General features: G+C 73.8%; 17 protein-coding genes. 8 read left to right on the top strand and 9 right to left on the bottom strand.

Annotation, left to right across the window (positions count from 1 at the left end; all coding sequences use genetic code 11):
• The first annotated feature begins 72 nt into the window (after positions 1 to 72).
• Entirely contained in the window at positions 73 to 1,638 is a 1,566-nt protein-coding gene (locus F1C15_RS04200) for a right-handed parallel beta-helix repeat-containing protein (protein WP_185233146.1), read from the top strand.
• Between the two features lie 73 nt (positions 1,639 to 1,711).
• On the opposite strand, the gene F1C15_RS04195 is transcribed toward F1C15_RS04200, so the two are convergent.
• Positions 1,712 to 3,757 carry a M3 family metallopeptidase gene (locus F1C15_RS04195; RefSeq protein WP_185233144.1) on the bottom strand — a complete coding sequence of 682 codons (2,046 nt, stop codon included), beginning with the start codon at positions 3,755 to 3,757 and terminating at the stop codon, positions 1,712 to 1,714.
• A gap of 95 nt (positions 3,758 to 3,852) precedes the next feature.
• Here F1C15_RS04195 and F1C15_RS04190 point away from each other — a divergent pair, with 95 nt between their 5' ends.
• Complete coding sequence (locus F1C15_RS04190; RefSeq protein ID WP_185233142.1) at positions 3,853 to 4,671, top strand: methyltransferase domain-containing protein; 819 nt, start codon at positions 3,853 to 3,855, stop codon at positions 4,669 to 4,671.
• A 42-nt stretch (positions 4,672 to 4,713) separates the two neighbouring features.
• On the opposite strand, the gene F1C15_RS04185 is transcribed toward F1C15_RS04190, so the two are convergent.
• Together F1C15_RS04185 and valS are read right to left on the bottom strand one after the other, a co-directional pair.
• The gene (locus F1C15_RS04185) at positions 4,714 to 4,974 is read right to left on the bottom strand and encodes a hypothetical protein (protein ID WP_185233140.1); all 261 of its coding nucleotides are present in this window, start codon (positions 4,972 to 4,974) and stop codon (positions 4,714 to 4,716) included.
• Positions 4,974 to 7,580 (bottom strand): valine--tRNA ligase, encoded by a 2,607-nt coding sequence (gene valS, locus F1C15_RS04180; RefSeq protein WP_255465481.1) that lies wholly within the window; start codon positions 7,578 to 7,580, stop codon positions 4,974 to 4,976. The genes F1C15_RS04185 and valS overlap by 1 nt, the downstream gene beginning before the upstream one ends.
• A gap of 222 nt (positions 7,581 to 7,802) precedes the next feature.
• On the opposite strand from valS, the gene proP reads away from it, so the two are divergent.
• Positions 7,803 to 9,383, top strand: coding sequence for a glycine betaine/L-proline transporter ProP (gene proP, locus F1C15_RS04175; protein ID WP_185233138.1), 1,581 nt, complete (start codon positions 7,803 to 7,805; stop codon positions 9,381 to 9,383).
• Between the two features lie 9 nt (positions 9,384 to 9,392).
• Here proP and F1C15_RS04170 read toward each other — a convergent pair whose 3' ends face one another.
• From F1C15_RS04170 to F1C15_RS04155, 4 genes are all read right to left on the bottom strand, one after another.
• Entirely contained in the window at positions 9,393 to 11,165 is a 1,773-nt protein-coding gene (locus tag F1C15_RS04170; protein ID WP_185233136.1) for an ABC transporter ATP-binding protein, read from the bottom strand.
• Positions 11,162 to 11,971 (bottom strand): ABC transporter permease, encoded by an 810-nt coding sequence (locus F1C15_RS04165; RefSeq protein WP_056056442.1) that lies wholly within the window; start codon positions 11,969 to 11,971, stop codon positions 11,162 to 11,164. The genes F1C15_RS04170 and F1C15_RS04165 overlap by 4 nt, the downstream gene beginning before the upstream one ends.
• A gap of 101 nt (positions 11,972 to 12,072) precedes the next feature.
• Positions 12,073 to 13,125 carry an ABC transporter permease gene (locus F1C15_RS04160; protein WP_185233134.1) on the bottom strand — a complete coding sequence of 351 codons (1,053 nt, stop codon included), beginning with the start codon at positions 13,123 to 13,125 and terminating at the stop codon, positions 12,073 to 12,075.
• Positions 13,103 to 14,743, bottom strand: a complete 1,641-nt coding sequence (locus tag F1C15_RS04155; RefSeq protein ID WP_185233132.1) for an ABC transporter substrate-binding protein — start codon at positions 14,741 to 14,743, stop codon at positions 13,103 to 13,105. The genes F1C15_RS04160 and F1C15_RS04155 overlap by 23 nt, the downstream gene beginning before the upstream one ends.
• Positions 14,744 to 14,839: 96 nt before the next feature.
• Here F1C15_RS04155 and F1C15_RS04150 point away from each other — a divergent pair, with 96 nt between their 5' ends.
• Positions 14,840 to 15,487, top strand: coding sequence for a TetR/AcrR family transcriptional regulator (locus F1C15_RS04150; RefSeq protein ID WP_185233130.1), 648 nt, complete (start codon positions 14,840 to 14,842; stop codon positions 15,485 to 15,487).
• Between the two features lie 20 nt (positions 15,488 to 15,507).
• Here the strand turns inward: F1C15_RS04150 and F1C15_RS04145 are convergent, their stop codons facing one another.
• Positions 15,508 to 16,023 carry a GtrA family protein gene (locus tag F1C15_RS04145; protein ID WP_197981312.1) on the bottom strand — a complete coding sequence of 172 codons (516 nt, stop codon included), beginning with the start codon at positions 16,021 to 16,023 and terminating at the stop codon, positions 15,508 to 15,510.
• Positions 16,024 to 16,323: 300 nt separating this feature from the next.
• Between F1C15_RS04145 and F1C15_RS04140 the strand changes: the two genes are divergently transcribed.
• Positions 16,324 to 17,610, top strand: a complete 1,287-nt coding sequence (locus F1C15_RS04140) for an LPXTG cell wall anchor domain-containing protein (RefSeq protein ID WP_185233128.1) — start codon at positions 16,324 to 16,326, stop codon at positions 17,608 to 17,610.
• On the opposite strand, the gene F1C15_RS04135 is transcribed toward F1C15_RS04140, so the two are convergent.
• A complete protein-coding gene (locus F1C15_RS04135; RefSeq protein WP_185233126.1) occupies positions 17,573 to 18,556 on the bottom strand; it encodes a cation diffusion facilitator family transporter in 984 nt (327 codons plus the stop codon). The two genes, F1C15_RS04140 and F1C15_RS04135, sit on opposite strands and share 38 nt — an antisense overlap.
• Before the next feature lie 280 nt (positions 18,557 to 18,836).
• On the opposite strand from F1C15_RS04135, the gene ileS reads away from it, so the two are divergent.
• From ileS to F1C15_RS04120, 3 genes are all read left to right on the top strand, one after another.
• A complete protein-coding gene (gene ileS / locus F1C15_RS04130) occupies positions 18,837 to 22,118 on the top strand; it encodes an isoleucine--tRNA ligase (RefSeq protein WP_185233124.1) in 3,282 nt (1,093 codons plus the stop codon).
• Positions 22,115 to 23,530, top strand: a complete 1,416-nt coding sequence (locus F1C15_RS04125) for a folylpolyglutamate synthase/dihydrofolate synthase family protein (RefSeq protein WP_185233122.1) — start codon at positions 22,115 to 22,117, stop codon at positions 23,528 to 23,530. Before ileS ends, F1C15_RS04125 begins: the two co-directional genes overlap by 4 nt.
• Positions 23,531 to 23,628: 98 nt before the next feature.
• Positions 23,629 to 23,952, top strand: coding sequence for a DUF4233 domain-containing protein (locus tag F1C15_RS04120; RefSeq protein ID WP_185233121.1), 324 nt, complete (start codon positions 23,629 to 23,631; stop codon positions 23,950 to 23,952).
• Positions 23,953 to 23,969: the final 17 nt, after the last annotated feature.

Below are 23,969 nucleotides of genomic sequence, written 5' to 3'. Positions count from 1 at the left end.
CGTCGTCCTGCCCCCTTCGGGGCTCTTCCGCCGCCGCGACGGTCAGTGTTAGCGTGGATCGTGCATGAAAGCGTGAGTGATGTAAGAGTCGACGATGTGCGGCGTGGTCACGGGGTCACCCCCGACACGGCACCCGACGACATGTCGGGGCCGTCCTCGGGGCCGGTCGACCTGCGGGGCAGCGCCGACACGGGAGGCCGGCTCGGCCGGAGGGCGATGCTGGCCGCCGCGCTCGGCACGCTCGGGGCCGGGGTGCTGGCGAGCAGCCCGGTCGGTCGCGGCGACGCGGCCCACGCGGCGGGGGAGCCGACCGCCCCGGCGAGCGGGGCTCCCGGCGCAGCGGGCACCGCGACTCCCGGGGCCCCGTCGGGGGTGCGTCGCTCGTCGGCCTCCGCGACGCTCGCGGCGGCGATCGCGGGCACGGAGGCTCACGGCACCCTCGTCGTCGACCGGTCCGAGACGACCGCGGTGCCGGTCGTGGTGGACCGCCCGATGACCCTGCTCTTCGAGGCCGGCGTGGAGCTGCGGACGACCCGGGACGTCAGCGCCCTCGTCGTCCGGGCCGACGACGTCACGCTGCGGGGAGCCACCGTGGTCGGGTCCGGCTCCGCGACGAGCGGGAAGGCCCGCGGGGTCGAGGTGGTCGCGACGGTCGGGGCTCCCGTGCGACGGCTGCGCGTGTCGGGCTGCTCGATCTCGCGCTTCTCGTACGGCGCCGTGTACCTCGAGCACGTGCGCGACTTCACGGTCGACGGCAACGTGCTCACCGACCTCGCGTACGCGGGCGTGATGCTGTTCTCCTGCCTCGACGGCACGGTGCGGGGCAACGAGGTCACGGGCGTGCACCAGTCGGGGTCGTTCCCGAACTCGTACGGCATCGCCGTGAACCGGTACTGGAACCAGTCGATCGACGTCGCGCCGCGCTCGGAGCGGATCACGGTGGCCGACAACGTCGTCTCGGACGTGCCGCTCTGGGAGGGAATCGACACGCACGGCGGGCGGGAGGTCACGATCGTCGGCAACCGCCTGACGGGCTGTGCGGTGGGGATCGCCGTCGTGCCCTGCAAGAGCCCCGACGGTGCCACCACCTACGCGCCGCTCGACTGCGTGGTCGCGTCGAACACCGTCGACGCGGGCACGCTCGCCGTGCCGCGCAACGGCATCGTCTTCAAGGGCGCGGGGTTCGGCTCGGGCACGGCCGTCGAGGAGGGCACCGGGGCGATCCTCGACAACACCGTCACGGGCTACGGGGGAGACACCCTCGACGCGGCGGTCTGCGTCTACTTCACCTCGGGGCTCGTCGTCGCCCGCTCGGTGCTGAACGGGTCGATCGCCCGGGCGCTCAACATCTACACGGGCAACCACGACCTGACCGTCGTCGACACCCTCGTCACCGGGCTGACGAGCCGCACGACGCAGCGGCCGAGCGTGATCGACGTCCGCCACCACGACAACTCGGCGCTCATCGTCCGCACCCGGTACGTGGCGACGCCCGGCAGCCGTGCCGACGCGGTGGGGCTCTACGCCGCGGTCGGCGGCAGCACGCTCGACCTCGTCGACAACGACTGGACGGCCACGGCGCGCGCGGTCTACTGCAGCGTCGAGAACACCCTGGCGCGGCTGCACGACGGGGCCTGAGCGCCGCGGGGTGCCCGGCGGCGCCGCGGGGCGCCCGGCGGCGCCGCGGGGCGCCCGGCGGCGCCGCGGGGCGTCAGGCGAGGCCGCGGCGCTCCAGCAGGGGCTCGACCCGCGCGTCGCGGCCGCGGAAGTCGCGGTAGGCCTCGAGCGGGTCGCGGGAGCCACCGACGCCGAGCAGCCGCGCGCGGAACCGGTCGCCGCCCGCCCGGCTGAGCCCGCCGTTCTCCTCGAACCACTCCACGGTGTCGGCGTCGAGCACCTCGCTCCAGATGTACGAGTAGTAGCCGGCGTCGTAGCCGCCCGAGAAGGTGTGGGCGAAGTAGGTGCTCGAGTAGCGCGGGGGCACCGGCGCGAGGTCCAGGCCCGCCGCGGCCAGCGCCTCCCGCTCGAAGGCCTCGACGTCGGTGACGGCGGCGGCCTCCGCGGCGGTGAGCGTGTGCCACGCCTGGTCGAGCAGGGCGCTCGCGAGGTACTCGCTCGTGGCGAAGCCCTCGTTGAAGGCCCGCGACGCGACGAGCCGGTCGACGAGGTCCTGCGGCATGCGCTCGCCCGTCTCGTGGTGCACGGCGTAGTTCTCGAGCACCTCGGGCCAGAGCATCCACATCTCGTTGACCTGGCTCGGGAACTCGACGAAGTCACGGAAGACGTTCGTGCCCGAGAACGTCGGGTACGTCACGCGGGCGAGCAGGCCGTGCAGGGCGTGCCCGAACTCGTGGAAGAGCGTGGTGACCTCGTCGAGGGTCAGCAGGGTCGGCGAGTCCGCCGCGGGCTTCGGCACGTTGAGGTTGTTCACCACGACCGGCGGCAGCCCGAGCAGCGCCGACTGCGAGACCAGCGGGTTCATCCACGCCCCGCCCCGCTTGGAGTCGCGCGTGTACAGGTCGAGGACGTACAGGCCCACGGGACGGCCGCCCCCCTCGGTCACCTCGAAGACCCGCGCGTCGGGGTGCGGGCCGACCAGGTCGGGGCGCTCGGCGAACTCGAGGCCGTAGAGCTGCGACGCCGCGAAGAACACGCCGTCGTGCAGCACGCGCTCGGCCTCGAAGTAGTCGCGCATCGCGGTCGTGTCGACGTCGTAGCGCTCGGCCCGGAGGCGGTCGGCCCAGAAGGCCCAGTCGGCCGCGGCGACCTCCTGCCGGCCCGCGGCGGCCCGCAGCTCGACGAACTCGGCCCGGGCGTTCGCGGCCGCGGGCGGTGCGAGCCGGCCGAGCAGGTCGGCGACGGTCAGCGGGCTGCCGGCCGTCTCGCCGGCGGTGACCCACGACGCGTGGTCGCGGTGGCCGAGCAGCTCGGCCCTCTCGGCCCGGAGCCGCACGATCTCGAGCAGGAGGGCTCGGGTGTCGTGCTCGCCGCCGCGTCGGCCCCGGGCCAGGGAGGCGCGCATCACCCGGTCGCGGAGGTCGCGGTCGGTGAGGTCGGCCAGCCACGGGTGCCCGGTCGGCAGCACGAGGGTGATCACCCAGCGCCCGTCGAGGCCGCGGTCGCGGGCGGCCTCGGCCGCGGCGGAGACCTGGCCGTCGCTGAGCCCGTCGAGCTGGCGGACGTCGTCGACGACCACGGCGAGGTCGTTCGTGTCGGCGAGGAGGTGCTTCTCGAACTGCGTGGTGAGGGTCGACAGGCGGCCGTTGAGGTCGCGCAGGCGAGCCTTCTCCGCGTCGCCCAGGCCCGCTCCCGCCCGCTCGAACGACCGCAGCGTGCGGTGCACGAGGTAGCGCTGTTCGTCGTCGAGGCCGGCCACGTCGTCGTCGCCGCGCTCGACCGCGTCGGCCACGGCGCGCACGCGGGCGTACAGGCGCGGGTCGAGGCGGATCGCGTCGTCGTGGGCCGCCAGCTTCGGCGCGAGCTCGAGCTCGAGGGCGTCGGTGGTGGCGTTCGAGTCGCTCGAGGCCCGGTCGAAGAAGAGGTGCCCGACGCGGGTCAGCACGGCCCCGCCGCGCTCGAGCGCCGCGATCGTGTTCTCGAACGTCGCGGGCGCCGGGTCGGCGGCGACGGCCTCGACCTCGGCGCGGTGCTCGGCGAGGCCCGCCTCGAAGGCCGGGGCGAAGTCGTCGTCGGTGATGGTCGCGTAGGGCGGCAGCGAGTACGGCAGCGGGCTCGGCTCGAGGAACGGGTTCGTCATGCGCCCACCCTACGAGCGGCCCGCCCGCCGCGGCGGGCGGGCCGCGCGGCGTCACGGGGGAGGGCAGCCCCGAGGAGGCGCGGTACAGTCCCCGCATGAGCTCACGCCCCGGTGCCCCCGCCACGTACACCCACGGCCACCACGAGAGCGTGCTGCGGAGCCACGCGTGGCGCACCGTGGCGAACAGCGCCGCCTACCTCGAGGCCGAGCTCGTGCCGGGCCGCCGCGTGCTCGACGTCGGGTCGGGGCCCGGCACGATCACGGTCGACATCGCGGAGCGCGTCGCGCCGGGCCGCGTGGTCGGCGTCGACGCGGCCGAGATCGTCGTCGAGCAGGCCAGGGCGCTCGCCGCCGAGCGGGGCGTCGACACGGTCGAGTTCGTCGTCGCCGACGTCTTCGCGCTGCCCTTCGACGACGACTCGTTCGACGTCGTGCACGCGCACCAGGTGCTGCAGCACGTCGGCGACCCCGTCGCGGCCCTCCGCGAGATGCGCCGGGTGACCGTGCCCGGGGGAGTGGTCGCGGCCCGCGAGGTCGACTACCACGGCACCGTCTGGGCACCGGCCTCGGCCGGCCTCGACCGGTGGATGGACGTCTACCAGCAGGTGCACCGCGGCAACGGCGGCGAGCCCGACGCGGGGCGGGCCCTGCGGGGCTGGGCACTCGAGGCGGGCTTCACCGACGTCTCGTGCACCGCCTCCTCGTGGTGCTTCTCGACCGACGACGAGCGCACCTGGTGGGGCGAGAGCTGGGCGGCGCGGGCGACGGAGTCGGCCTTCGCGGCCGACGCCGTCGCGCGGGGCGTCGCGACCGCCGCCGAGCTCGAGGCGATCGCCGACGCCTGGCGGGCCTGGCGGGACGCCCCGGACGGCGTGCTCATGATGCCGCACGGCGAGATGATCGCTCGCGCCTGAGGCCTGACCGGCGCCCGCCCCGGGCTCCGGGCCGGTCGTCGCTCAGGCCTCGGGGTCGTCGCCCTCGTCGTCGGCCTCGTGGATGCGGGCCTCGCCCGTGACGGCGTCGACGCGGATGGTCGTGCCGTCGTCGAGCTCGACCACCGGGCGGTGCTCGAGGTAGGTCAGGGTCCAGCGCCAGGTCGTGGCGTCGACGCCCTGCTCGGCGAGCTCGCGCTCGACCTGGGCGACCGCCCCGACGACCGGGGCGGGGAGGGCGGCCGGCGCCGCGCCTCCCACGCTCCACCGCGTGCCGAGCTGCATCAGGCGCCCGCCGCCGGGGCCGGGGCCTCGGGCAGCTCGCCGAGCTCGATGGCCGCGACGGCCAGCGCCTCGCCCTCGACGAACTCGAGCGACTGGATCTTGCCGACCGCCGCGAGGTCGGAGGCCGCCCCGCGGAGAACGGCGAGCTGGGCGGCCGGGGCCGCGATCGTCGCCGAGACCACGGGGGTCTTCTGCGACGCCTTCGCGTCCGACTTGGCGCGTCGCACGCCGATCAGGGCCTCGCCGACGAGCGCGAGCAGACCCGTGGGCTGCTCGACCTCGCCGAGCTCGGCCGCCGTGGGCCAGGAGGCGCGGTGCACCGAGCCGTCGTGGGTCCACGACCAGACCTCCTCCGTCGCGAACGGGAGGTACGGGGCGAGCAGGCGCAGCAGGCCGTCGATCGTGGTCTGCAGGGCGAGCACGGCCGAGGCCTGCTCGGCCGGCGTCGTCGCGCCGTACGCGCGCTCCTTGACGAGCTCGAGGTAGTCGTCGCAGAAGGTCCAGAAGAACTTCTCCGTGATCTCGAGCGCACGGGCGTGGTCGTAGCCCTCCAGCGCGTCCGTCGCGGCGCCGATCACCGTGGCGAACTCGGCGAGCAGGTCGCGGTCGAGCGGCTCGGTGACGCGGTGCTCGCCCGAGGGCAGCTCGAACGAGTACACGAACTTCGCGGCGTTGAGCACCTTGATCGCGAGGCGACGGCCGATCTTGATCTGCTTCGGGTTCTGCGGGTCGAAGGCCGCGTCGGTGCCGAGGCGGCTCGAGGCCGCCCAGTAGCGGACCGCGTCGGAGCCGTGGTCGTCGAGCATGGCCGCCGGGGTGACGACGTTGCCCTTCGACTTCGACATCTTCTTGCGGTCGGGGTCGACGATGAAGCCCGAGATGGAGGCGTTCGTCCACGGCACCGTGCCGTGCTCGAGCTGCGACCGCAGGGCGGTGGAGAACAGCCAGGTGCGGATGATGTCCTGGCCCTGCGGGCGGAGCGAGTACGGGAAGACGAGGTCGAACAGCTCCGGGTCGGTCTCCCAGCCGCCGGCGAGCTGCGGGGTGAGCGACGAGGTCGCCCAGGTGTCCATCACGTCGAGCTCGCCCTGGAAGCCGCCGGGCACGCCGCGCTGCGACTCGTCGTAGCCGGGGGCCGCGTCGCTCGACGGGTCGACGGGCAGCGACGCCTCGTCGGGCACGATCACGTCGTCGAAGACGGGGTTGCCGTCGGCGTCGAGCGGGTACCAGACGGGCAGGGGCACCCCGAAGAAGCGCTGACGCGAGATGAGCCAGTCGCCGTTGAGGCCGTTGACCCAGTTGTCGTACCGCACGCGCATGAAGTCAGGGTGGAACGACACCTCGCGACCCCGCTCGAGCAGCGACTGCTGCAGCTGCTCGTCGCGGGCGCCGTTGACGATGTACCACTGGCGCGTCGACACGATCTCGAGGGGCTTGTCGCCCTTCTCGAAGAACTTGACGGGGTGCGTGATCTTCCGGATCTCGCCGACGAGCTCGCCCGAGGCCGTCAGCTGCTCGACCACCGACTGCTTGGCGCTGAAGACCGTCTTGCCGGCCAGCTGGGCGTACGCGTCGCGGCCCGCCTCGGACTCGATCGCGGCCGGGGCCTCGCTGACGAAGCGGCCGTCGAAGCCGATCACCGCGCGGTTCGGCAGCTGCAGCTCACGCCACCACACGACGTCGTTCGTGTCGCCGAAGGTGCAGACCATCGCGATGCCGGAGCCCTTGTCGGGCTGCGCGAGGTGGTGCGCCACCACGGGGACCTCGACGTCGAAGAGGGGGGAGCGCACGGTGGTGCCGAAGAGGGCCTGGTAGCGCTCGTCGTCGGGGTGCGCGACGAGGGCGACGCAGGCGGGCAGCAGCTCGGGGCGCGTCGTGTCGATGAGCACGTCGCCCTGGCCGTCGGTGCGGTGGAAGGCGAGCTTGTGGTACGCCCCCGGCATCTCCTTGTCCTCCAGCTCGGCCTGGGCGACGGCGGTGCGGAAGGTGACGTCCCACAGGGTGGGCGCGTCGGCCTGGTACGCCTCGCCCCGGGCGAGGTTGCGCAGGAAGGCCTTCTGCGCCATGGCCTGCGAGCGGTCGTCGATGGTGCGGTAGCTCTGGGTCCAGTCGACCGAGAGGCCGAGCTTGCGCCAGACGTCCTCGAACTGCTTCTCGTCCTCGACCGTCAGGCGCTCGCAGAGCTCGACGAAGTTGCGGCGCGAGATCGGCACCTGGTCGGCGGCCTTCGACGACTTGCCGTCGCCGCCCTCGAAGGGCGGCGTGAAGTCGGCGTCGTAGGGCAGCGACGGGTCGCAGCGCACGCCGTAGAAGTTCTGCACGCGGCGCTCGGTCGGCAGCCCGTTGTCGTCCCAGCCCATGGGGTAGAAGACGCTCTTGCCGCGCATGCGCTCGAAGCGCGCCTTGACGTCGGTGTGCGTGTAGCTGAAGACGTGGCCGATGTGCAGGCTGCCCGAGGCGGTCGGCGGGGGCGTGTCGACGGAGAACACGGAGTCGCGGGTCGCCTCGGTGCGCGAGAACCGGTACGTGCCGTCGGTCTCCCAGACCTGGCCCCAGCGGGACTCGAGGCCCTCGAGGGCGGGCTTGTCGGGCATCGGTGACGTCATGGGCTGACTCCGGTTCTGTGGGCGGCGCCGTGTCGGTGGTGAGACGCCTGGATGTGGACCAGGTCAGTGTACGCGGGCCGACACGGCCGCCAGGGAAACGTGCGGTCAGCGCAGGGTTGCAGTCACCGCACTGGCGGCTCCGGCGCAGCGCTGCTAGGTTTCGTGGGTTTTTGCCCGACACCGCGGTCGCGCTCCGTCCCCCGATCCGGAGGTACTCGCACCATGTCAGCCAGGAAGAACGCCCCGACGCCCCGTCGTCGAGAACTCACCACCGACGACGTCACCGTCGTCGAGGAGTCGATGCTCAAGCGCGCCGTCAGCGCGGCCGCCCTCGGCAACGCCATGGAGTGGTTCGACTTCGGCGTCTACGCGTACATCACCACCACCATCGCCCAGGTCTTCTTCCCGCCCGGGAACGACGCCCTGAACATCCTCTTCACCTTCGGCACCTTCACGGCCGCCTTCGTCGTCCGGCCGATCGGCGGCGCCTTCTTCGGCCCGCTCGGCGACCGCATCGGTCGGCAGAAGGTGCTCGCCATGACGATGATCCTGATGGCCGCGGGCACGCTCGCGATCGGCCTGATCCCCTCCTACGCGACCATCGGGGTGTGGGCACCGATCCTGCTGCTGCTGGCGCGACTCCTGCAGGGCTTCTCGACCGGAGGCGAGTACGGCGGCGCCGCCACCTTCATCGCCGAGTACTCGCCCGACAAGCGACGCGGCTTCATGGGCTCGTGGCTCGAGTTCGGCACCCTGGGCGGCTACGTGCTGGGCGCCTCCCTCGTGACCGCGCTGCAGCTCGGCCTGAGCGAGGAGGCCCTGCTCGGCTGGGGCTGGCGCATCCCGTTCATCGTCGCGGGCCCGCTCGGCCTGATCGGGCTGTACCTGCGGCTCAAGCTGGAGGAGACCCCGGCCTTCCAGAAGCAGCAGGCGGAGGCCTCCGAGCGCGAGCACCAGAAGGTGCCGCTCCTGTCGCTCTTCCGCGAGAACTGGCGCGCCCTGCTCGTCTGCGTCGGCCTCGTGCTCGTCTTCAACGTCACCGACTACATGCTGCTGTCGTACATGCCGACCTACCTGTCGAACACCCTCGGGCGCGACGCGACCAGCGGGCTGCTCTTCATCATCGTCGTGATGGTGCTGATGATGCTCGTCATCACCTTCGGCGGGCGGCTCAGCGACCGCTTCGGCCGGCGCCCCGTGCTCTTCGCGGGCTGCATCGGCTTCCTGGTGCTGTCGTTCCCGGCGCTCCGCATGGTGCAGAGCGAGAACGGCGTGCTGTCGTTCGCGGGCCTGCTCGTGCTCGGCCTCGTGCTCGTCACGTTCACGTCGACCATGCCGTCGACGCTGCCCGCGCTCTTCCCCACGATCATCCGCTACGGCGCCCTCGCGATCGCCTTCAACGTGTCGGTGTCGCTCTTCGGCGGCACGACCCCGCTCGCGACCGAGGCGCTCGTCGTCTGGGCCGAGGGCCGCGGCTTCAGCTGGGCTCACGACATCCCCGCCTTCTACCTGATGGCGGCCGCCGTGATCGGCCTCGTCGCCGTGTGGTTCACGAAGGAGACCGCGAACGAGCCGCTGCTCGGCTCGGGGCCGACCGTGGCCACCGAGGCCGAGGCCCACGAGCTGATCGAGGCCTACCGCGACGAGACCAGCGAGGTGGCGCGGTCGGACTGGGGCCTCGCGTTCGCGGACTCCGGGCCGATCGCCGTGATCCGCCCGGAGGGCCAGGGCGGCGAGGGCGACGGCACGGGCGAGGGCGAGCTCGGCGGGCGGCCCGCCGCCGCGGAGCCGACGCGCTCGTAGGCGACGGGCTCAGGGCCGGGCGGCCAGCAGCGCCCGCGTGTACGGGTGCTGCGGCGCAGCGAACAACGGGGCCGTGGGGCCGTGCTCGACGACCCGGCCGTGCTGCATCACCGCGACGTGGTCGCTCATGTGGGCGACCACGTCGAGGTCGTGCGAGATGAACAGGTACGCCAGCCCCTCCTCGCGCTGCAGCTCGTCGAGCAGGTCGAGCACCTGCGCCTGCACCGAGACGTCGAGGGCCGACACCGGCTCGTCGCAGACGACCACGCGGGGCCGGGGGGCCAGGGCCCGCGCGACGGCGACCCGCTGCCGCTGACCCCCGGAGAGCGTGCCGGGGCGTCGCTCGGCGACGTCGGCGGCGAGGCCCACCCGGTCGAGCAGCCTCTCGACCTCGGTCGACACCCGCCCCGGCCGGGTGACGCGCCCGCTCGTCACGGCGTCGGCTAGCAGCTGGCCCACCGTCCAGCGGGGGTCGAACGAGCTCGCCGGGTCCTGGTAGACCGCCCCCAGCAGGGCTCGTCGCCCCCGGCGCTCCCGCTCGCGCAGCGGTGCCCACGGCTCGCCGAGCAGCGTCACCGCCCCGTCGTCGGGGTCGTCGAGGCCCAGCAGGAGGCGCGCGGTCGTGGTCTTGCCGCTCCCGGACGCGCCCACCAGGCCGAGCGTCTCGCCGGCGCGCAGCTCGAACGAGACGTCGTCGACGGCGACGCGGGGCGTGCTGCCCCGCACCGGGAACGCCCGGCGCAGCCCGCTCGCGGCGAGCACCACCTCCGGCGCCGGCCCGGCTCCGACCCGCGATGAACCGCGTTCCGTTCCATGGACCGCGGTGGAGCGCAGTTCATGGAACGGAACGCGGTCCTCGGCGGAGGGCACCGGCGCGGGAGGCGCGGGGCGGGCAGGCGCGGAGGGCACGGGCGCGGGAGGCGCGGGGCGGTCAGGTGCGGAGGGCACGGGCGCGGGAGGCGCAGGGCGGTCAGGTGCGGAGGGCGCGGGCGACAGCCGGGCGCCGCGGGCCACGCCGCGCGGCAGGGCCGCGAGCAGCAGCCGCGTGTAGTCGTGCCGAGGGTCGCCGAGCACCTGCTCGGTCGGCCCCGTCTCGACGACGACGCCGGCGCGCATCACCACCACCCGGTCGGCGAGCCGACGCACGACGCCGAGGTCGTGGCTGATCGCGAGCACCGCGGTGCCGCCGTCGCGGAGCGCCGCCAGGCGGTCGACGACCAGCCCCTGCACCTCGGCGTCGAGGGCCGTCGTCGGCTCGTCGGCGACGACGAGCTCGGGGCGCAGCACGAGCGCCGCGGCGATCAGGGCCCGCTGACGCAGCCCGCCCGACAGCTCTCCCGACCGCTGGCCGAGCCGCGCCTCCGGCTCGGGCATGCCCACCTCGACCAGCGCCTCCAGCGCGCGCTCCCGGCGGCCCCGCGGCCCGAGGGACGTGTGGAGGCGGAGGGCGTCGTCGATCTCGCGGCCGATCGGTCGCAGCGGATCGAGCGACACGAGCGCGTCCTGCAGCACCAGCCCGATGCGCGGCCCGCGGACGGCACGCCAGCCGCGCTCGCCGAGGGCCGTGAGGTCGGTGTCACCGAGGCGGAGGCCCCGGGCCGTGGCCCGGCCGCCGCTCAGGCCGAGCAGCGACCGTGCGGTGACGCTCTTGCCCGAGCCCGACTCGCCCACGATCGCGACGCACTCGCCGGCCGACACCGAGAACGAGACGTCGTCGACGACCGGCCGCCCGCCGAAGGCGACGGAGAGCCCGTCGACCTCGAGCAGCGCCGAGCCGCTCACGAGGTGCCCCCGCGTCGGGCGAGGCCGCGGCCGACGATCGTCGACGCCGCCGCCGTGACGACGACCGCGAGGCCGGGGAAGACGGTCATCCACCAGGCGACCTGCACGTAGGTGCGGCCGGCCGAGAGCATCGCGCCCCACTCCGGCGCCGGCGGGGGCGAGCCCAGGCCGAGGTAGCTCAGCGAGGAGGCCCAGACGACGGCCTGCCCCAGGCCGAGCGTCGCCAGCACGACCACGGGCGCGAGGGCGTTCGGCAGCACGTGCCGCAGCAGCACCGTCGACGGCCGGCGGCCGAGCACGACGGCGGCCTCGACCATGGCCGAGCGCCGTACGCGGCGCACCTGGGTCCGCACGATGCGCGCGTAGCCGGGCGCGGTGGCGAGGCCGACGGCGAGCGTCGCGGGCACGGCGCCGGGCCCGGTGAAGGCGATCACGACCAGCGCCAGCAGCAGGCCCGGCAGGGCGAAGAGCACCTCGAGCAGGCGGCTGACGCCGGCGTCGGCGACGCGCCCGGGCCAGCGCCCGTCGCCGAAGCCGGCGGCCACGCCCAGCAGCACGCCGAGGCCGGTGCCGATGAGGGTCGCGACGGCGCCGATCGTCAGCGACGCGCCGGCGCCGTGCACGATCCGCGTCCAGATGCCGCGCCCCGACTCGTCGGTGCCGAGGGGGTGCGCGAGCGACGGTGCGCCGAAGGCGTCGGCCGGCGACACGGCGAGGGGGTCGCCGGGCGCCAGGAGCCCCGGCGCGACCGCGGCCACGACGATCACCGCGAGCACGACGGCGGCCACGGCCTCGACGGGCCGCACGCGCCTCCGGGGTCTCCGGCGGCCGGAGCCCGCCTGCGGCGGCGCGGGCGGCGCCGACGGCTCCGACGGTCCCGGCGCCCCCGGCAGCACGGGCAGCACCGTCACGAGGCCCGCTCCCGTGGGTCGACGGCGCGCTCCGCGAGGTCGCCGAGCGCGACGACCACGACGTACGCGAGGGCGGAGGCCAGGGCCACGCCGGTGACGAGGGGCACGTCGCGGAGCGTCACCGCCCCGAGCAGCGTGCGCCCGAGGCCCGGCCGGGCGAAGACCGACTCGACGACGACGGCGCCGCTGAGCAGCGAGCCGAACGCCCACCCCGACAGGGCCAGCCCCGGCAGCGCGGCGTGCCGCAGCAGGTGCCGACGGAAGAGCCCCGAGGTCGACTCGCCCCGGGCCCGCGCCGTCACGGCGAACGGGGCGGACGCCGCGTCGAGCAGGGAGTCGCGGGTCACCTGCCCGAGGAACCCCGCCACCGGGATCGCCAGGGTCACCACCGGCAGCACGAGGCCGACGGGCGTGCCCGTGCTGACCGGGGGCAGCAGGCCGAGCTGCGTGCTGAAGACGAGGACGAGCACGCTCGCGAGCCAGAAGTGCGGCACCGCGGCGGCGACGACCTCGAGCGCCGACGAGACGGCGGAGGCCGCCCGCCCGCCGAGGGTCGCCCACCAGGCCGTGCCGAGGGCGATCAGCCAGGCGACGACGAGCGACGCGAGCGCGAGGGCGAGCGTGCCGGGCAGCTGCTCGAGGAGCAGCCCGGCCACGTCGGCCCGCAGCGACCACGACGTGCCGAGGTCGCCGGTGACGAGACGCCCCAGCTGCTGGAGGTACTGCACGACGAGGGGCTGGTCGAGGCCGTACTGCTCCCGCACGAGGGCGAGGGCCTCGGCCGACGCCTGCGAGCCCGGCCCGCCGAGGATCGCCTCGGCCGGGTCGCCCGGCACGAGCCGCACCGCGAAGAAGATGAGGGTCGCCACGGCCCAGAGCACCAGCACCGCGCCGGCCAGGCGACCGACGACCCACCGCAGGGCCCGCTCGGCCGACCCGCGACTCCTGCCCGACCGGCCGCCGGGCCCGTTCCGTCGGGGCGACGGAGGCGCGACGAGCGAGCCGGACCCGGCCCGGGCCCCGGCCTCAGCCGGTGACGGAGGCGTCATACAGGGTGACCGCCTGCACCGGGGGCAGCGCGCGGACGCCGGTGACCGACGAGCCGACGAGGTAGTGGTTCTGCTGGTCGTAGAGGGGCAGCACGGTGCGGCTCTCGAGCACGATCTGCTGGGCCTGCTGGTAGAGGTCGGCGCGCTGGTCGGCGTCGGAGGTCTGGGAGGCGCGGGTCAGCAGGTCGTCGAGGGCCGGGTCGGAGAGCTGGGCGTGGTTGGCGAAGTAGCCGCTCGGCGCCGGGGTGATGCCCGACGTGTCGAACAGGATGCGGAGCACGTCGGGGCCGACCTTCGTGTACGGCGCGCTGACCAGGTCGTAGTCGTCGGTCGCGAGGGCGCCGTACCAGCTCGAGAGGTCGAGGGGCTGCAGCACGACCTCGAACCCGAGCGACTTGGCCCCGGCCTGGATCTGCTCGAAGAGCGACTGCTCGGCGGGGATGGACTGGTTCGTGCTGACCGGGAAGGTCAGCGACAGGCGCGTGCCGTCCTTGGTGCGGTAGCCCTCGCTGTCGCGCCCCGTCCAGCCGGCCTCGTCGAGCAGGTCGCCGGCGGCGTCGGCGTCGACCTCGAACAGCGACGGGTCGGAGTACGCGAGCGGCTCGACGCTCGACAGGGCGCTGTACGAGCGCTCGGCGGTGCCGAAGAAGAGCGAGTCGATCGCGTCGTCGACGTCGACGCCCGTGACGAACGCCTCGCGCACCCGCTCGTCGTCGAAGGGGGCCTTGCCCGAGTTCAGCTCGAGACGGTTGGAGGCGCCGGGCCGCGGGGCGTCGATCTCGCTGATCGCGTCGTCCTTCTCCGCGGCGACGAGGGTGTCGGGCTGGGCGTTGTCGATCACGTCGACCTGGCCGGCCTGGAGGGCCGCGTAGCGCGCCGCGGAGTCGGGGATGAAGCGCCAGACCACGCTCTCGAGGTGGGCGGGGCCGGTGTGGTCGGCGTCGGCGGGCGGCGACGAGTAGTCGTCGTTGCGCGACAGCTCGACCTGCTCCTGCTTCGTCCACGAGTCGACGACGAAGGGGCCGGTGCCGACGGGCGACTCGCAGTTGACCTCCTGGGGCCGCTGGAGCGCCTCGGGCGACTCCATCGCGAGCCACGGCTGCGTGAGCGACTCGAGCAGGGCGCTGTCGGGCGTGCTCAGGTCGATGCGGGCCGTCAGGTCGTCGACGGCCTCGACGCCGGTGACCTTCGCGAGGGCGAGGTAGCCCGTCGACGACAGCGTGGAAGGGTCCTGCACGTGGGCCACGTTCGCGGCGACCGCGGCGGCGTCGAAGGGGGTGCCGTCGGTGAACGTCACGTCGGGCTTCAGGGTGAAGGTCCAGCTCAGGCCGTCGCTCGCCTCCGTCCACGACTCGGCGAGCCAGGGCACGATCTCGCCGTCGGCGTCCTTCGACACGAGCGACTCGGCGTACTGGGTCGAGATGAGGGCCTGCGGGTAGTTGCCGCCGACGTGCGGGTCGAGGCACGTGGGCTCGGCGTCGCCGGTCGCGTAGGTGAGGGTGCCGCCCTCGACGGGAGCCGCGGAGTCGCCGGCGTCGTCCGCCCCGGCGGTGCACCCGGCCAGCGCCAGGGCGCCGACGGTCGCGAGGGCGAGGAAGGGGAGGGGGCGCGTGCGCATGGTGCTCCGGAGGATCACGGGGTGGCCGGGGGAGGGGCGGCATTGTTGTACTCAGTACAAACGGGCCGCCACCGAGTGTACCGGCATGATGGGGCCATGTCCGACGACGCCCTCCGACGCCCCGACGACGCCCCGGCACGGCCCCTCGGGCGCCCGCGTCGGTCGTCGGCCGAGATGCTCGCCGACGCCGCGGCGGAGCTCTTCCTCGAGGCCGGGTGGTCGGGCACGACCGTCGACCACGTCGCCCGGCGGGCCGGGGTCAGCCGGGGCACGTTCTTCAACTGGTTCGACGCGAAGTCCGACCTCTTCTGGGTCGACCTCGACGCGAGCACGGCCGGTCTCGGCGACCTGCTCCGCGCCTCCTCGGGGCTCTCTCCCGTCCGGGCCGTGGCGGCGGCGCTGGTGGCCGTCGCCCGGCAGCACCCGGCCGACCGGGTGCCCTGGGCGCTGACTCAGGCCGACGCGATGGGCCTCGGCGACGAGGTGGTGGCGTCGGCGGCGGTGAGGGGCGTGCGGCTGAGGGCGGTCGTCGCGGCGTACCTGGCGGAGGCGGCCGGGCGCCCCCGGGACGACCTCGACGTCGAGGTGGCCGCGTCGGTGCTGCTCGCGGCGGCGGCCACCTCGGTCGTGACGTGGGCGGGCTCCGGCGTCGGCAGGCCGGCCCTCGGCGACGTCGTGGAGCGGGCGCTCGGCCCCGTCGCGGACGGCCTGGACGACCGTCTGCCGCCGACCGGCGGGGCCTGACCGGGTGCCGGTCGCGCGGGCTAGCGGGCGGGGGTCGGGGTGGACGCCGTGGAGGGCGACGTCGGCGACAGGACATCGTCGAGCTCGGCGCGCTTCGGGAAGACGAACTTGTTCATGGCCCAGTAGCGGAAGACCATCGCGATCATGGTGCCGATCACGGGGCCGCTGACGAAGTCGGCGATCTCCTGGTGGGTCCGCGTCACGTTCGGCACCTCCAGGTCGAGCCCGTAGCGGGAGAGGTAGAGGGGCGCCGAGTTGAGGCCGATGCCGATGACGCTGACGATGACGAACAAGAGCATCTCGTAGGCGGTGTGGCGGTCGCCGCGGTCGTCGAACGACCACTTCTTGTTCAGCACGTACGAGACGACGGTCGCGACGATCGTCCCCACCGCGAGCGCGGTGACCGGGTGCTGGGGGATCACGAAGAGCTTGAGGCCGTAGTTGATGACCATCGTGATGACGAAGCCGATGCCCCCGACCACCAGGAAGCGGAGGACGGAGGGGTTGGCCTTCACGAGCCGGATCAACGAGTGCACGAGGGGCACGGTACCCGCTCGGGCTAAGAGCGAGCCGGGACTGTCCCCCTGGCGCGGGGGTCGCGACCGGAGGCGCAGGGACGTCCTCCCGACGGCGCCCCGGGCAGGCACGAGCTCGCCCGGCGTGATGACCCCCGTCCGCCGAGCGGATGACATCCGGCCACGGAACGGTCACGGGGTGAGGTCGGCTCGTCTCTGATGGGTACGGTCGTGTCGAGCGGCCCGTGCGGGGCCGGAGCGCGCTGCCCGGGGTGGGTCGGGGGTGCCGCGTCGAGCTCGGCCCACACGAGAGAGAAGACCATGAAGAAGAACGTGTCGGCCGCCGTGGCGCTGCCGACTCTCGTCGCCATCGCCCTGGGGGGGCTCCTGACGGCAGCACCGGCGGCGTCCGCCGCACCGGCTGCGGTCGAGCAGATCGAGCAGGTCGAGCAGGTCGAGCAGATCGAGCAGGTCGAGCAGGTCGAGCAGGTCGAGCAGGTCGAGCAGGTCGAGCAGATCGTGGGAGGCGCGGTGCCGGTCGACGAGACCGCCGCGCCCCCGGCACCGGACGCCGAGGCGGAGGCGAGCACGACCGCGCCTGTCGCCCCGGCGCCGATCGTCGCCCCGGCACCCCCCGTCGCGGCGGCGCCGACGACCACCTTCCGCCTCGTCAGCCCCGTGTCGGGGAGCACGACGACCTCCCTCGGGTACGAGGTCGTGGTGGAGACCGACGTCGTCGGCGGGTCGCTCGCGGTCCTCGACCGGGACGGCGTCGAGGTCCACGGCGTCTCAGGGGTCTCGGGGCCCGTGGTCAGCCTCCGCGTGACCCTGGCCGACGACGCCGTCGCCGAGCAGTCGGCGACCGTCGTGCTGAGCGACGCCGGTGGCGCCGAGGTCGGGCGCCGGACCGTCGACTTCACGGTCGACGTGCCGGTCTCTCCTGCGCCCTCCGTCGTCGCGCCGGCGGAGGGGGAGGTCGTCGTGGGCGCGGCCTCGCCCTACCTCGGTGGTGCCGTCGAGTTCGTGATGACGGGCCGAGGCGTCGTCGGCTCGCAGCCCGCGGTGCGGTTCGAGGCGCTCGACGACCAGCAGGGATGGGGCTCGGACGACCAGCCCGGCCGGGTCGGGGCCGACGGCACCTGGACCTGGCGGACCGTGCTCCCCTCCGGGAGATGGAGCGCGAGCGTCGCCCAGTACGTCCCCGGCGACCCCACGCCCGTCGCCCCGGGCGACGGAGCCCCTCCGCTGTCCAGGCTGTCTCCCGCCGTCGCGCGGTCCTTCACCCTGGTGGCACCGGCAGCACCGGCAGCACCGGCAGCCCCGGCGCCGCCGGCCGTGCCGACCGCCGTCGTGCCCGCCGTGTCGGTGGCGCCGACCCTGAGCGCCCCGACGGGGCGTGGCTCCGCGCCCTCGGCGGCCGGTCGTGACCGCCGCCTCGCGCACACGGGCGACGACTCCGCCCGTGCCCTCGTCGCCGCGGGCCTGCTGCTCTCCGCGGCGGGAGCCGCTGTGGTGGTGCTGACCCGGCGCCGTCGCGGGTCCGCCGGAGCACCGGCCTCGACCGCTCCGGTCAGCGACGAGGCTGCAGGCTCGGCTCGTCGGGCGTAGCCAGCGTCAGCACCGCCTCCTCCACCGCGTCGTGCTGCTCGAGCTCGCGCTCGACGCGGCGGAGGGCGACGGCGACGTGCTCCTCGGTGTCGTCGCCGCGCATGTCGACGGCGGCGACGAGGTAGAGCCGGCCCGGCCCGACGAACTCCGTGTGCAGGTAGGTCACGCGGTCGATCTCGGGCCGGGCCAGCAGCCGGGCGAGCACCGTCGACTCCAGCTCGTCGCTCGGGCTCTCGCCGACCAGGAAGCGCCGGTTGCGGTCGACGAGCACGAGGGCCACGACGCCGAGCAGCACGCCGACGAGGATGGACCCGACGGCGTCGTAGACGGCCGAGCCGGTCAGCTGGTGGAGCAGGATCCCGAGGAAGGCGATGACGAGGCCGACCAGGGCCGCGGCGTCCTCCGCGAACACCGCACGCAGGGTCGAGTTCGAGCTGCGCAGCACGAAGCGCAGGGTCGGCAGCTGCCGCTCGCGGGCGCTGCCCCGGGCCTGACGGAGGGCCTGGGTGAACGACACGCCCTCGAGCACGAACGCGACCGCCAGCACGACGTAGTTGACGAGGTAGTCCTCGGCCTCCTCCGCGGCGCCGAGCTGCGAGATGCCGTGCTGGATCGAGACCACCGCACCGACGGTGAAGAGGCCGAACGCGGCGAACATCGACCAGACGTAGGTCTCCTTGCCGTAGCCGAGGGGGTGGTCGGCGTCCCTCTGCTTCACGCCGCGCTTGTCGGCGACGAAGAGGAAGACCTCGTTGCCCGTGTCGGCCCAGGAGTGCGCCGACTCGGCCACCATCGAGGCCGACCCGGTCAGGAACGCCGCGACCGTCTTCGCGACCGCCACGAGCAGGTTCGCGAGGAACGCGACGACCACCGTGAGCGAGCTCTCCGGCTTCGGGGCGGAGCCGGCGCCCGGCGACGGGTCGGTGGTCGGGGGTGCTGTCGTCATGGACTCGATGATGCACGCCCTGCACCGATCGCGCCGCGCCTCCTCGACGCGTACGATGTGACGTGCATCGATCCGGCCATCACCGGGGAGCACTCGGAAGAACGCGGAGACCTGCCCCTCGGGGCCGGCAGCCGCCGGTAGAACCGAGCGGGGCAGGCCCGTCACAGCCGCAGAGCGAGTGGTCGGCCCGTGAGGGCCGGCAAGCGGGGTGGTACCGCGACCTCCGAGGCCCCTCGGCGGTCGTCCCCGTGGACGGACATCCGCACCACCTGGAGTTCCCATGGCCTACCAGCCGGTACCCGCGTCACCCCGGTTCCCCGACGTCGAGCAGGGCGTCCTCGCCTTCTGGAAGGGCGACGACACCTTCCGCGAGTCGATCCGTGCCCGGGAGGGCCGCGACGAGTGGGTCTTCTACGACGGCCCGCCGTTCGCCAACGGCCTGCCGCACTACGGCCACCTGCTGACGGGCTACGCGAAGGACGTCTTCCCGCGGTACCAGACGATGCGCGGCAAGCAGGTGCACCGCCGCTTCGGCTGGGACACCCACGGGCTGCCCGCCGAGCTCGAGGCGATGCGCCAGCTCGGCATCACCGAGAAGCACCAGATCGACGAGATGGGCATCGGCGAGTTCAACGCCGCGGCCCGTGGCTCGGTCCTGCGCTACACCGACGAGTGGCAGCAGTACGTCACGCGCCAGGCGCGCTGGGTCGACTTCGAGGACGACTACAAGACCCTCGACGTCAGCTACATGGAGAGCGTGCTCTGGGCGTTCAAGCAGCTGCACGACAAGTCGCTCGCCTACGAGGGCTTCCGCGTGCTGCCCTACTGCTGGCACGACCAGACCCCCCTGTCGAACCACGAGCTGCGCATGGACGACGACGTCTACAAGATGCGCCAGGACCAGACCGTCACGGTCGCCTTCCCGCTCGTCGGCGCCAAGGCCGAGTCGCTCGGCCTCACCGGCGTCGAGGCCCTCGCCTGGACGACCACGCCCTGGACCCTGCCCACGAACATGGCGCTCGCCGTGGGGCCGGCCATCGACTACGTGACCGTGCCCCACGCCCTGCTGCCGGGCGAGCGCACCGGCGACCAGGAGCTGCTGACCGGCAGCGTCTTCCTGCTCGCCGCCGACACCCTCGCCGCCTACGCCCGCGACCTCGGCTACGAGTCCGCAGAGGCGGCGGAGGCCGCGGTCACGGCGCACTTCGCCGGCGCCGAGCTCGCCGACGTCGAGTACGACCGCATCTGGGACGTCTACGCCGACACCGAGACCTGGAGCACCGAGAACGCCTGGCGCCTCCTCGTCGCCGACTACGTCGCCACCGGCGAGGGCACCGGCATCGTGCACCAGGCCCCCGCCTACGGCGAGGACGACCAGCTGGTCTGCGCCGCCGCGGGCATCCCCGTGATCGTGTCCGTCGACGAGGCCGGGCGCTTCCTGCCGATGTTCGACGAGCTGGGCGTCGCCGGCCTCCAGGTGTTCGAGGCCAACAAGACGCTGGTGCAGCGCCTGCGCGCCGACGGGCGCCTGGTGCGCCTGGCGAGCTACGAGCACAGCTACCCGCACTGCTGGCGCTGCCGCAACCCGCTCATCTACAAGGCCGTCTCGAGCTGGTTCGTCCGCGTCACGGAGTTCCGCGACCGGATGGGCGAGCTCAACCAGGAGATCACCTGGGTGCCTGAGAACGTCAAGGAGGGGCAGTTCGGCAAGTGGGTCGCCGGCGCCCGCGACTGGTCGATCTCGCGCAACCGCTACTGGGGCTCGCCCATCCCCGTGTGGCGCAGCGACGACCCCGCCTACCCGCGGACGGACGTCTACGGCTCGCTCGCCGAGCTCGAGGCCGACTTCGGGCGCCTGCCGCTCAACGAGCAGGGCGAGCCCGACCTGCACCGCCCGTACATCGACGACCTCACGCGGCCGAACCCCGACGACCCGACCGGGCAGAGCACGATGCGCCGCATCGAGGACGTCTTCGACGTCTGGTTCGACTCGGGCTCGATGCCCTTCGCGCAGGTGCACTTCCCGTTCGAGAACCGCGACTGGTTCGAGACGCACGCGCCTGCCGACTTCATCGTCGAGTACATCGGGCAGACGCGCGGCTGGTTCTACGTCATGCACGCGCTCTCGACCGCGCTGTTCGACCGCCCGGCGTTCTCGAACGTCATCAGCCACGGCATCGTGCTCGGCTCCGACGGGCAGAAGATGTCGAAGAGCCTCCGCAACTACCCCGACGTGAGCGAGGTCTTCGACCGTGACGGGGCCGACGCGATGCGCTGGTTCCTGATGTCGAGCTCGGTGATCCGCGGCGGCAACCTCGTCGTCACCGAGGAGGGCATCCGCGAGGGCGTCCGGCAGTTCCTGCTGCCGCTCTGGAGCACGTACTACTTCTTCACCCTCTACGCGAACGCGGCCGAGGCCGACGGGTCGGGAGGCGCGGGTCGGCACGTCGCGGACGGCTACGTCGCGCAGTGGCGCACCGACTCGACCGACGTGCTCGACCGCTACCTGCTCGCGAAGACCCGCCGCCTCGTCACCGAGGTCGAGGGCCACCTCGACGCGCTCGACTCGCCCCTGGCGGCCGCGGCCCTCCGCGACTTCGCCGACGTGCTGACGAACTGGTACGTCCGCCGGTCGCGTGACCGCTTCTGGGCCGGCACCGACCACGACGCCTTCGACACCCTGTACACGGTGCTCGAGACGCTCACCCGCGTCGCGGCGCCCCTCGCCCCGCTCGTCACGGAGGAGATCTGGAAGGGCCTCACCGGCGGCCGCAGCGTGCACCTCGCCGACTGGCCCGACGCCTCCGCCTTCCCGGCCGACGACGCGCTCGTCGATGCGATGGACGCCGTGCGCGCCATCGCGTCGTCCGGTCTCGCGCTGCGCAAGGCGACCGGCCTGCGGGTCCGCCTGCCGCTCGCGCGCCTCACGGTGGTCGCGCCCGACACCGCGGGCCTCGAGCCGTTCCGCGCCATCCTCCGCGACGAGCTCAACGTCAAGGACGTCGTCCTCACCGCGCTGACGGAGGAGAGCCTCGGCGAGTGGGGCGTCACCCGCAAGCTGACGGTCAACGCCCGCGCGGCCGGCCCCCGCATCGGCAAGCAGGTGCAGCAGGTCATCCCCGCCGCGAAGAAGGGCGACTGGGAGGCGCGGGGCGAGACGGTCGTCGTGGGCGGCGTCGAGCTGCTGCCCGGCGAGTTCACGCTCGAGCTGGCCGTCGCCGACCCGTCGGCGGCGATCGCGTTCGTCGGCGACGGCGGCTTCGTGCTGCTCGACACCGCGACCACGCCCGAGCTCGAGGCCGAGGGCCTCGCGCGTGACGTCGTCCGGGCCGTGCAGCAGGCCCGCAAGGCGGCCGGCCTCGACGTCGGCGACCGGGTCGTCACGACCCTCGTCGTCGAGCCCGGCTCGGCCGCCGCGATCGAGGCGCACCGCGCGCTGATCGCGGGCGAGACCCTGACGACCGAGCTGGTCGTCGACGTGCAGGACGACGTCGCGACGCGCGACGAGAGGGTCGCCGTCGGTTCCGGCGCGGCCGTGACGGTGGAGGTCCGACGAGCATGAGCCCGAAGAAGAAGAAGAGCGGCGCCGAGGGCACGGGCGGGGGCGCGGCCGACGGCGGAGAGTTCGCCGAGGGCGCCCGCCGCGTCTACGACGAGCTGCTCGCGCGCGTCGGCGAGCAGGCCCCGCAGCCGCGGCTCGGGGCGACGCGTCGAGCCGCCGAGCTGCTGGGCGACCCGCAGCGCGCCTACCCGGTGATCCACGTGACGGGCACGAACGGCAAGACCTCGACGAGCCGCATGATCGAGAGCGTGCTGCGCTCGTACGGCCTGCGCACCGGCCTGATGACGAGCCCGCACCTGACGCGCGTCAACGAGCGCATCGTCGTCGACGGCGAACCGATCAGCGACGAGCTGCTCGTGGCGAACTGGGACGACATCCAGCCCTACCTCCAGATGACCGACGGCGAGCTCACGGCGGCGGGGGAGCAGCCCCTGACCTTCTTCGAGGCGCTCACCGTGCTGGCCTTCGCCTGCTTCGCCGACGCCCCCGCCGACGTCGTCGTGCTCGAGGTCGGCATGGGCGGCGAGTGGGACAGCACGAACGTCGCCGACGGCCAGGTCGCCGTCTTCACGCCGATCGCCCTCGACCACACCCAGCGGCTCGGCTCGACGGTCGACGCGATCGCCCGCACGAAGGCCGGCATCGTCAAGCCGTCGGCCTCGGTCGTCAGCGCCTCCCAGCAGCCGGAGGCGCTGGCCGAGCTGCAGAGGGCGGCCGACCTCACCGAGTCCACGCTCGCGGTCGAGGGCACCGCGTTCGGCGTCGAGTCGACCACGGTCGCGGTCGGCGGGCAGCTGATCACCGTCCGCGGCCTCGCCGGCCGCTACGACGACCTCCTGCTGCCCCTCTTCGGCGACCACCAGGCGCAGAACGCGGCGGTCGCGATCGCCGCCGTCGAGTCGTTCCTCGGCAGCGGCTCACAGGCGCTCGACCACGACGTGCTGGCCGAGGGGCTCGCCGCCGTGACGTCGCCCGGTCGCCTCCAGATCGTGGCCAACGAGCCCACCATCCTCGTCGACGCGGCGCACAACCCCCACGGGGCGCGGGCCCTCGCGAAGGCGCTCGACGACTACTTCCAGTTCGGGCGCGTCGTGGCCGTGCTCGGGGTGCTCGCCGACAAGGACGCCGCCGGCATCGTCCGGGCGCTCTCCGGCACGGTGCAGCAGTTCGTCGTGACGAGCAGCGACTCCGAGCGCGCCGTCGACGCCGACGAGCTCGCCGCGATCGCGGTGGGCGTCGTCGGCGCCGACCGCGTCGTGGTCGAGACCGACCTCGTCGCGGCGCTCCGCACCGCCCGCGACCTCGCGGAGGAGACCGAGGGCGACGAGCCCGGCGGCGTGGTCGTCACCGGGTCGATCACGCTGGTCGGCGACGTGCTCGCGCTGGCGCAGGCCCCGGGCGGTCTCTCGTGACCGCGGCGCCGCCTCCTGAGGGCCCCCCGGGGGGCACCCGCCCGGGCGGTCGACGCCCCGGGCGCCGACGCGGCGCGGCCGAGAGCCTGCTCTCGATCGTGCTCGTGCTCGAGGCGCTGTCGCTGTTCTTCGTGATGCTCGTCGTCAACGGCCGCGACCTGCTGCCGACGGCCGTCGCCTTCGGCGGCGGGTTCGCCGCCATCGTCGTCGTCATGCTCGTCTCGCGCACGACGCGCTGGCCCTGGGGCATCGCGCTCGGCTGGGTCGTGCAGGCGGGCCTCGTGGCCTGCGGGCTGCTCGACCCCGTCATGTACGTCGTCGCGGCGCTCTTCGTCGCCATCTGGACCTACTGCCTGATCAAGGGCACCCAGCTCGACCGCCTCAACGCCGCCCGCTACGGTGGGCCCGGCGACGCGGCGTGAGCCGGCCCGGCCGACCC

It is taken from the genome of Frigoribacterium sp. NBH87 (genome assembly GCF_014217665.1).
GTDB classification, from domain to species: domain Bacteria; phylum Actinomycetota; class Actinomycetes; order Actinomycetales; family Microbacteriaceae; genus Frigoribacterium; species Frigoribacterium endophyticum.
Note: the sequence above shows the minus strand (reverse complement) of the source record. Positions and strands in the feature narration are given on the sequence as shown.

Coding starts and splice junctions, on each gene's coding strand:
- F1C15_RS04150 (WP_185233130.1), top strand. CDS start 14,840: ATGTCCGACGACGCCCTCCGACGCCCCGACGACGCCCCGGCACGGCCC.
- valS (WP_255465481.1), bottom strand. CDS start 7,580: ATGACGTCACCGATGCCCGACAAGCCCGCCCTCGAGGGCCTCGAGTCC.
- F1C15_RS04195 (WP_185233144.1), bottom strand. CDS start 3,757: ATGACGAACCCGTTCCTCGAGCCGAGCCCGCTGCCGTACTCGCTGCCG.
- F1C15_RS04185 (WP_185233140.1), bottom strand. CDS start 4,974: ATGCAGCTCGGCACGCGGTGGAGCGTGGGAGGCGCGGCGCCGGCCGCC.
- proP (WP_185233138.1), top strand. CDS start 7,803: ATGTCAGCCAGGAAGAACGCCCCGACGCCCCGTCGTCGAGAACTCACC.
- F1C15_RS04135 (WP_185233126.1), bottom strand. CDS start 18,556: ATGACGACAGCACCCCCGACCACCGACCCGTCGCCGGGCGCCGGCTCC.
- F1C15_RS04140 (WP_185233128.1), top strand. CDS start 16,324: ATGAAGAAGAACGTGTCGGCCGCCGTGGCGCTGCCGACTCTCGTCGCC.
- F1C15_RS04160 (WP_185233134.1), bottom strand. CDS start 13,125: ATGACGCCTCCGTCACCGGCTGAGGCCGGGGCCCGGGCCGGGTCCGGC.
- F1C15_RS04190 (WP_185233142.1), top strand. CDS start 3,853: ATGAGCTCACGCCCCGGTGCCCCCGCCACGTACACCCACGGCCACCAC.
- F1C15_RS04125 (WP_185233122.1), top strand. CDS start 22,115: ATGAGCCCGAAGAAGAAGAAGAGCGGCGCCGAGGGCACGGGCGGGGGC.
- F1C15_RS04155 (WP_185233132.1), bottom strand. CDS start 14,743: ATGCGCACGCGCCCCCTCCCCTTCCTCGCCCTCGCGACCGTCGGCGCC.
- ileS (WP_185233124.1), top strand. CDS start 18,837: ATGGCCTACCAGCCGGTACCCGCGTCACCCCGGTTCCCCGACGTCGAG.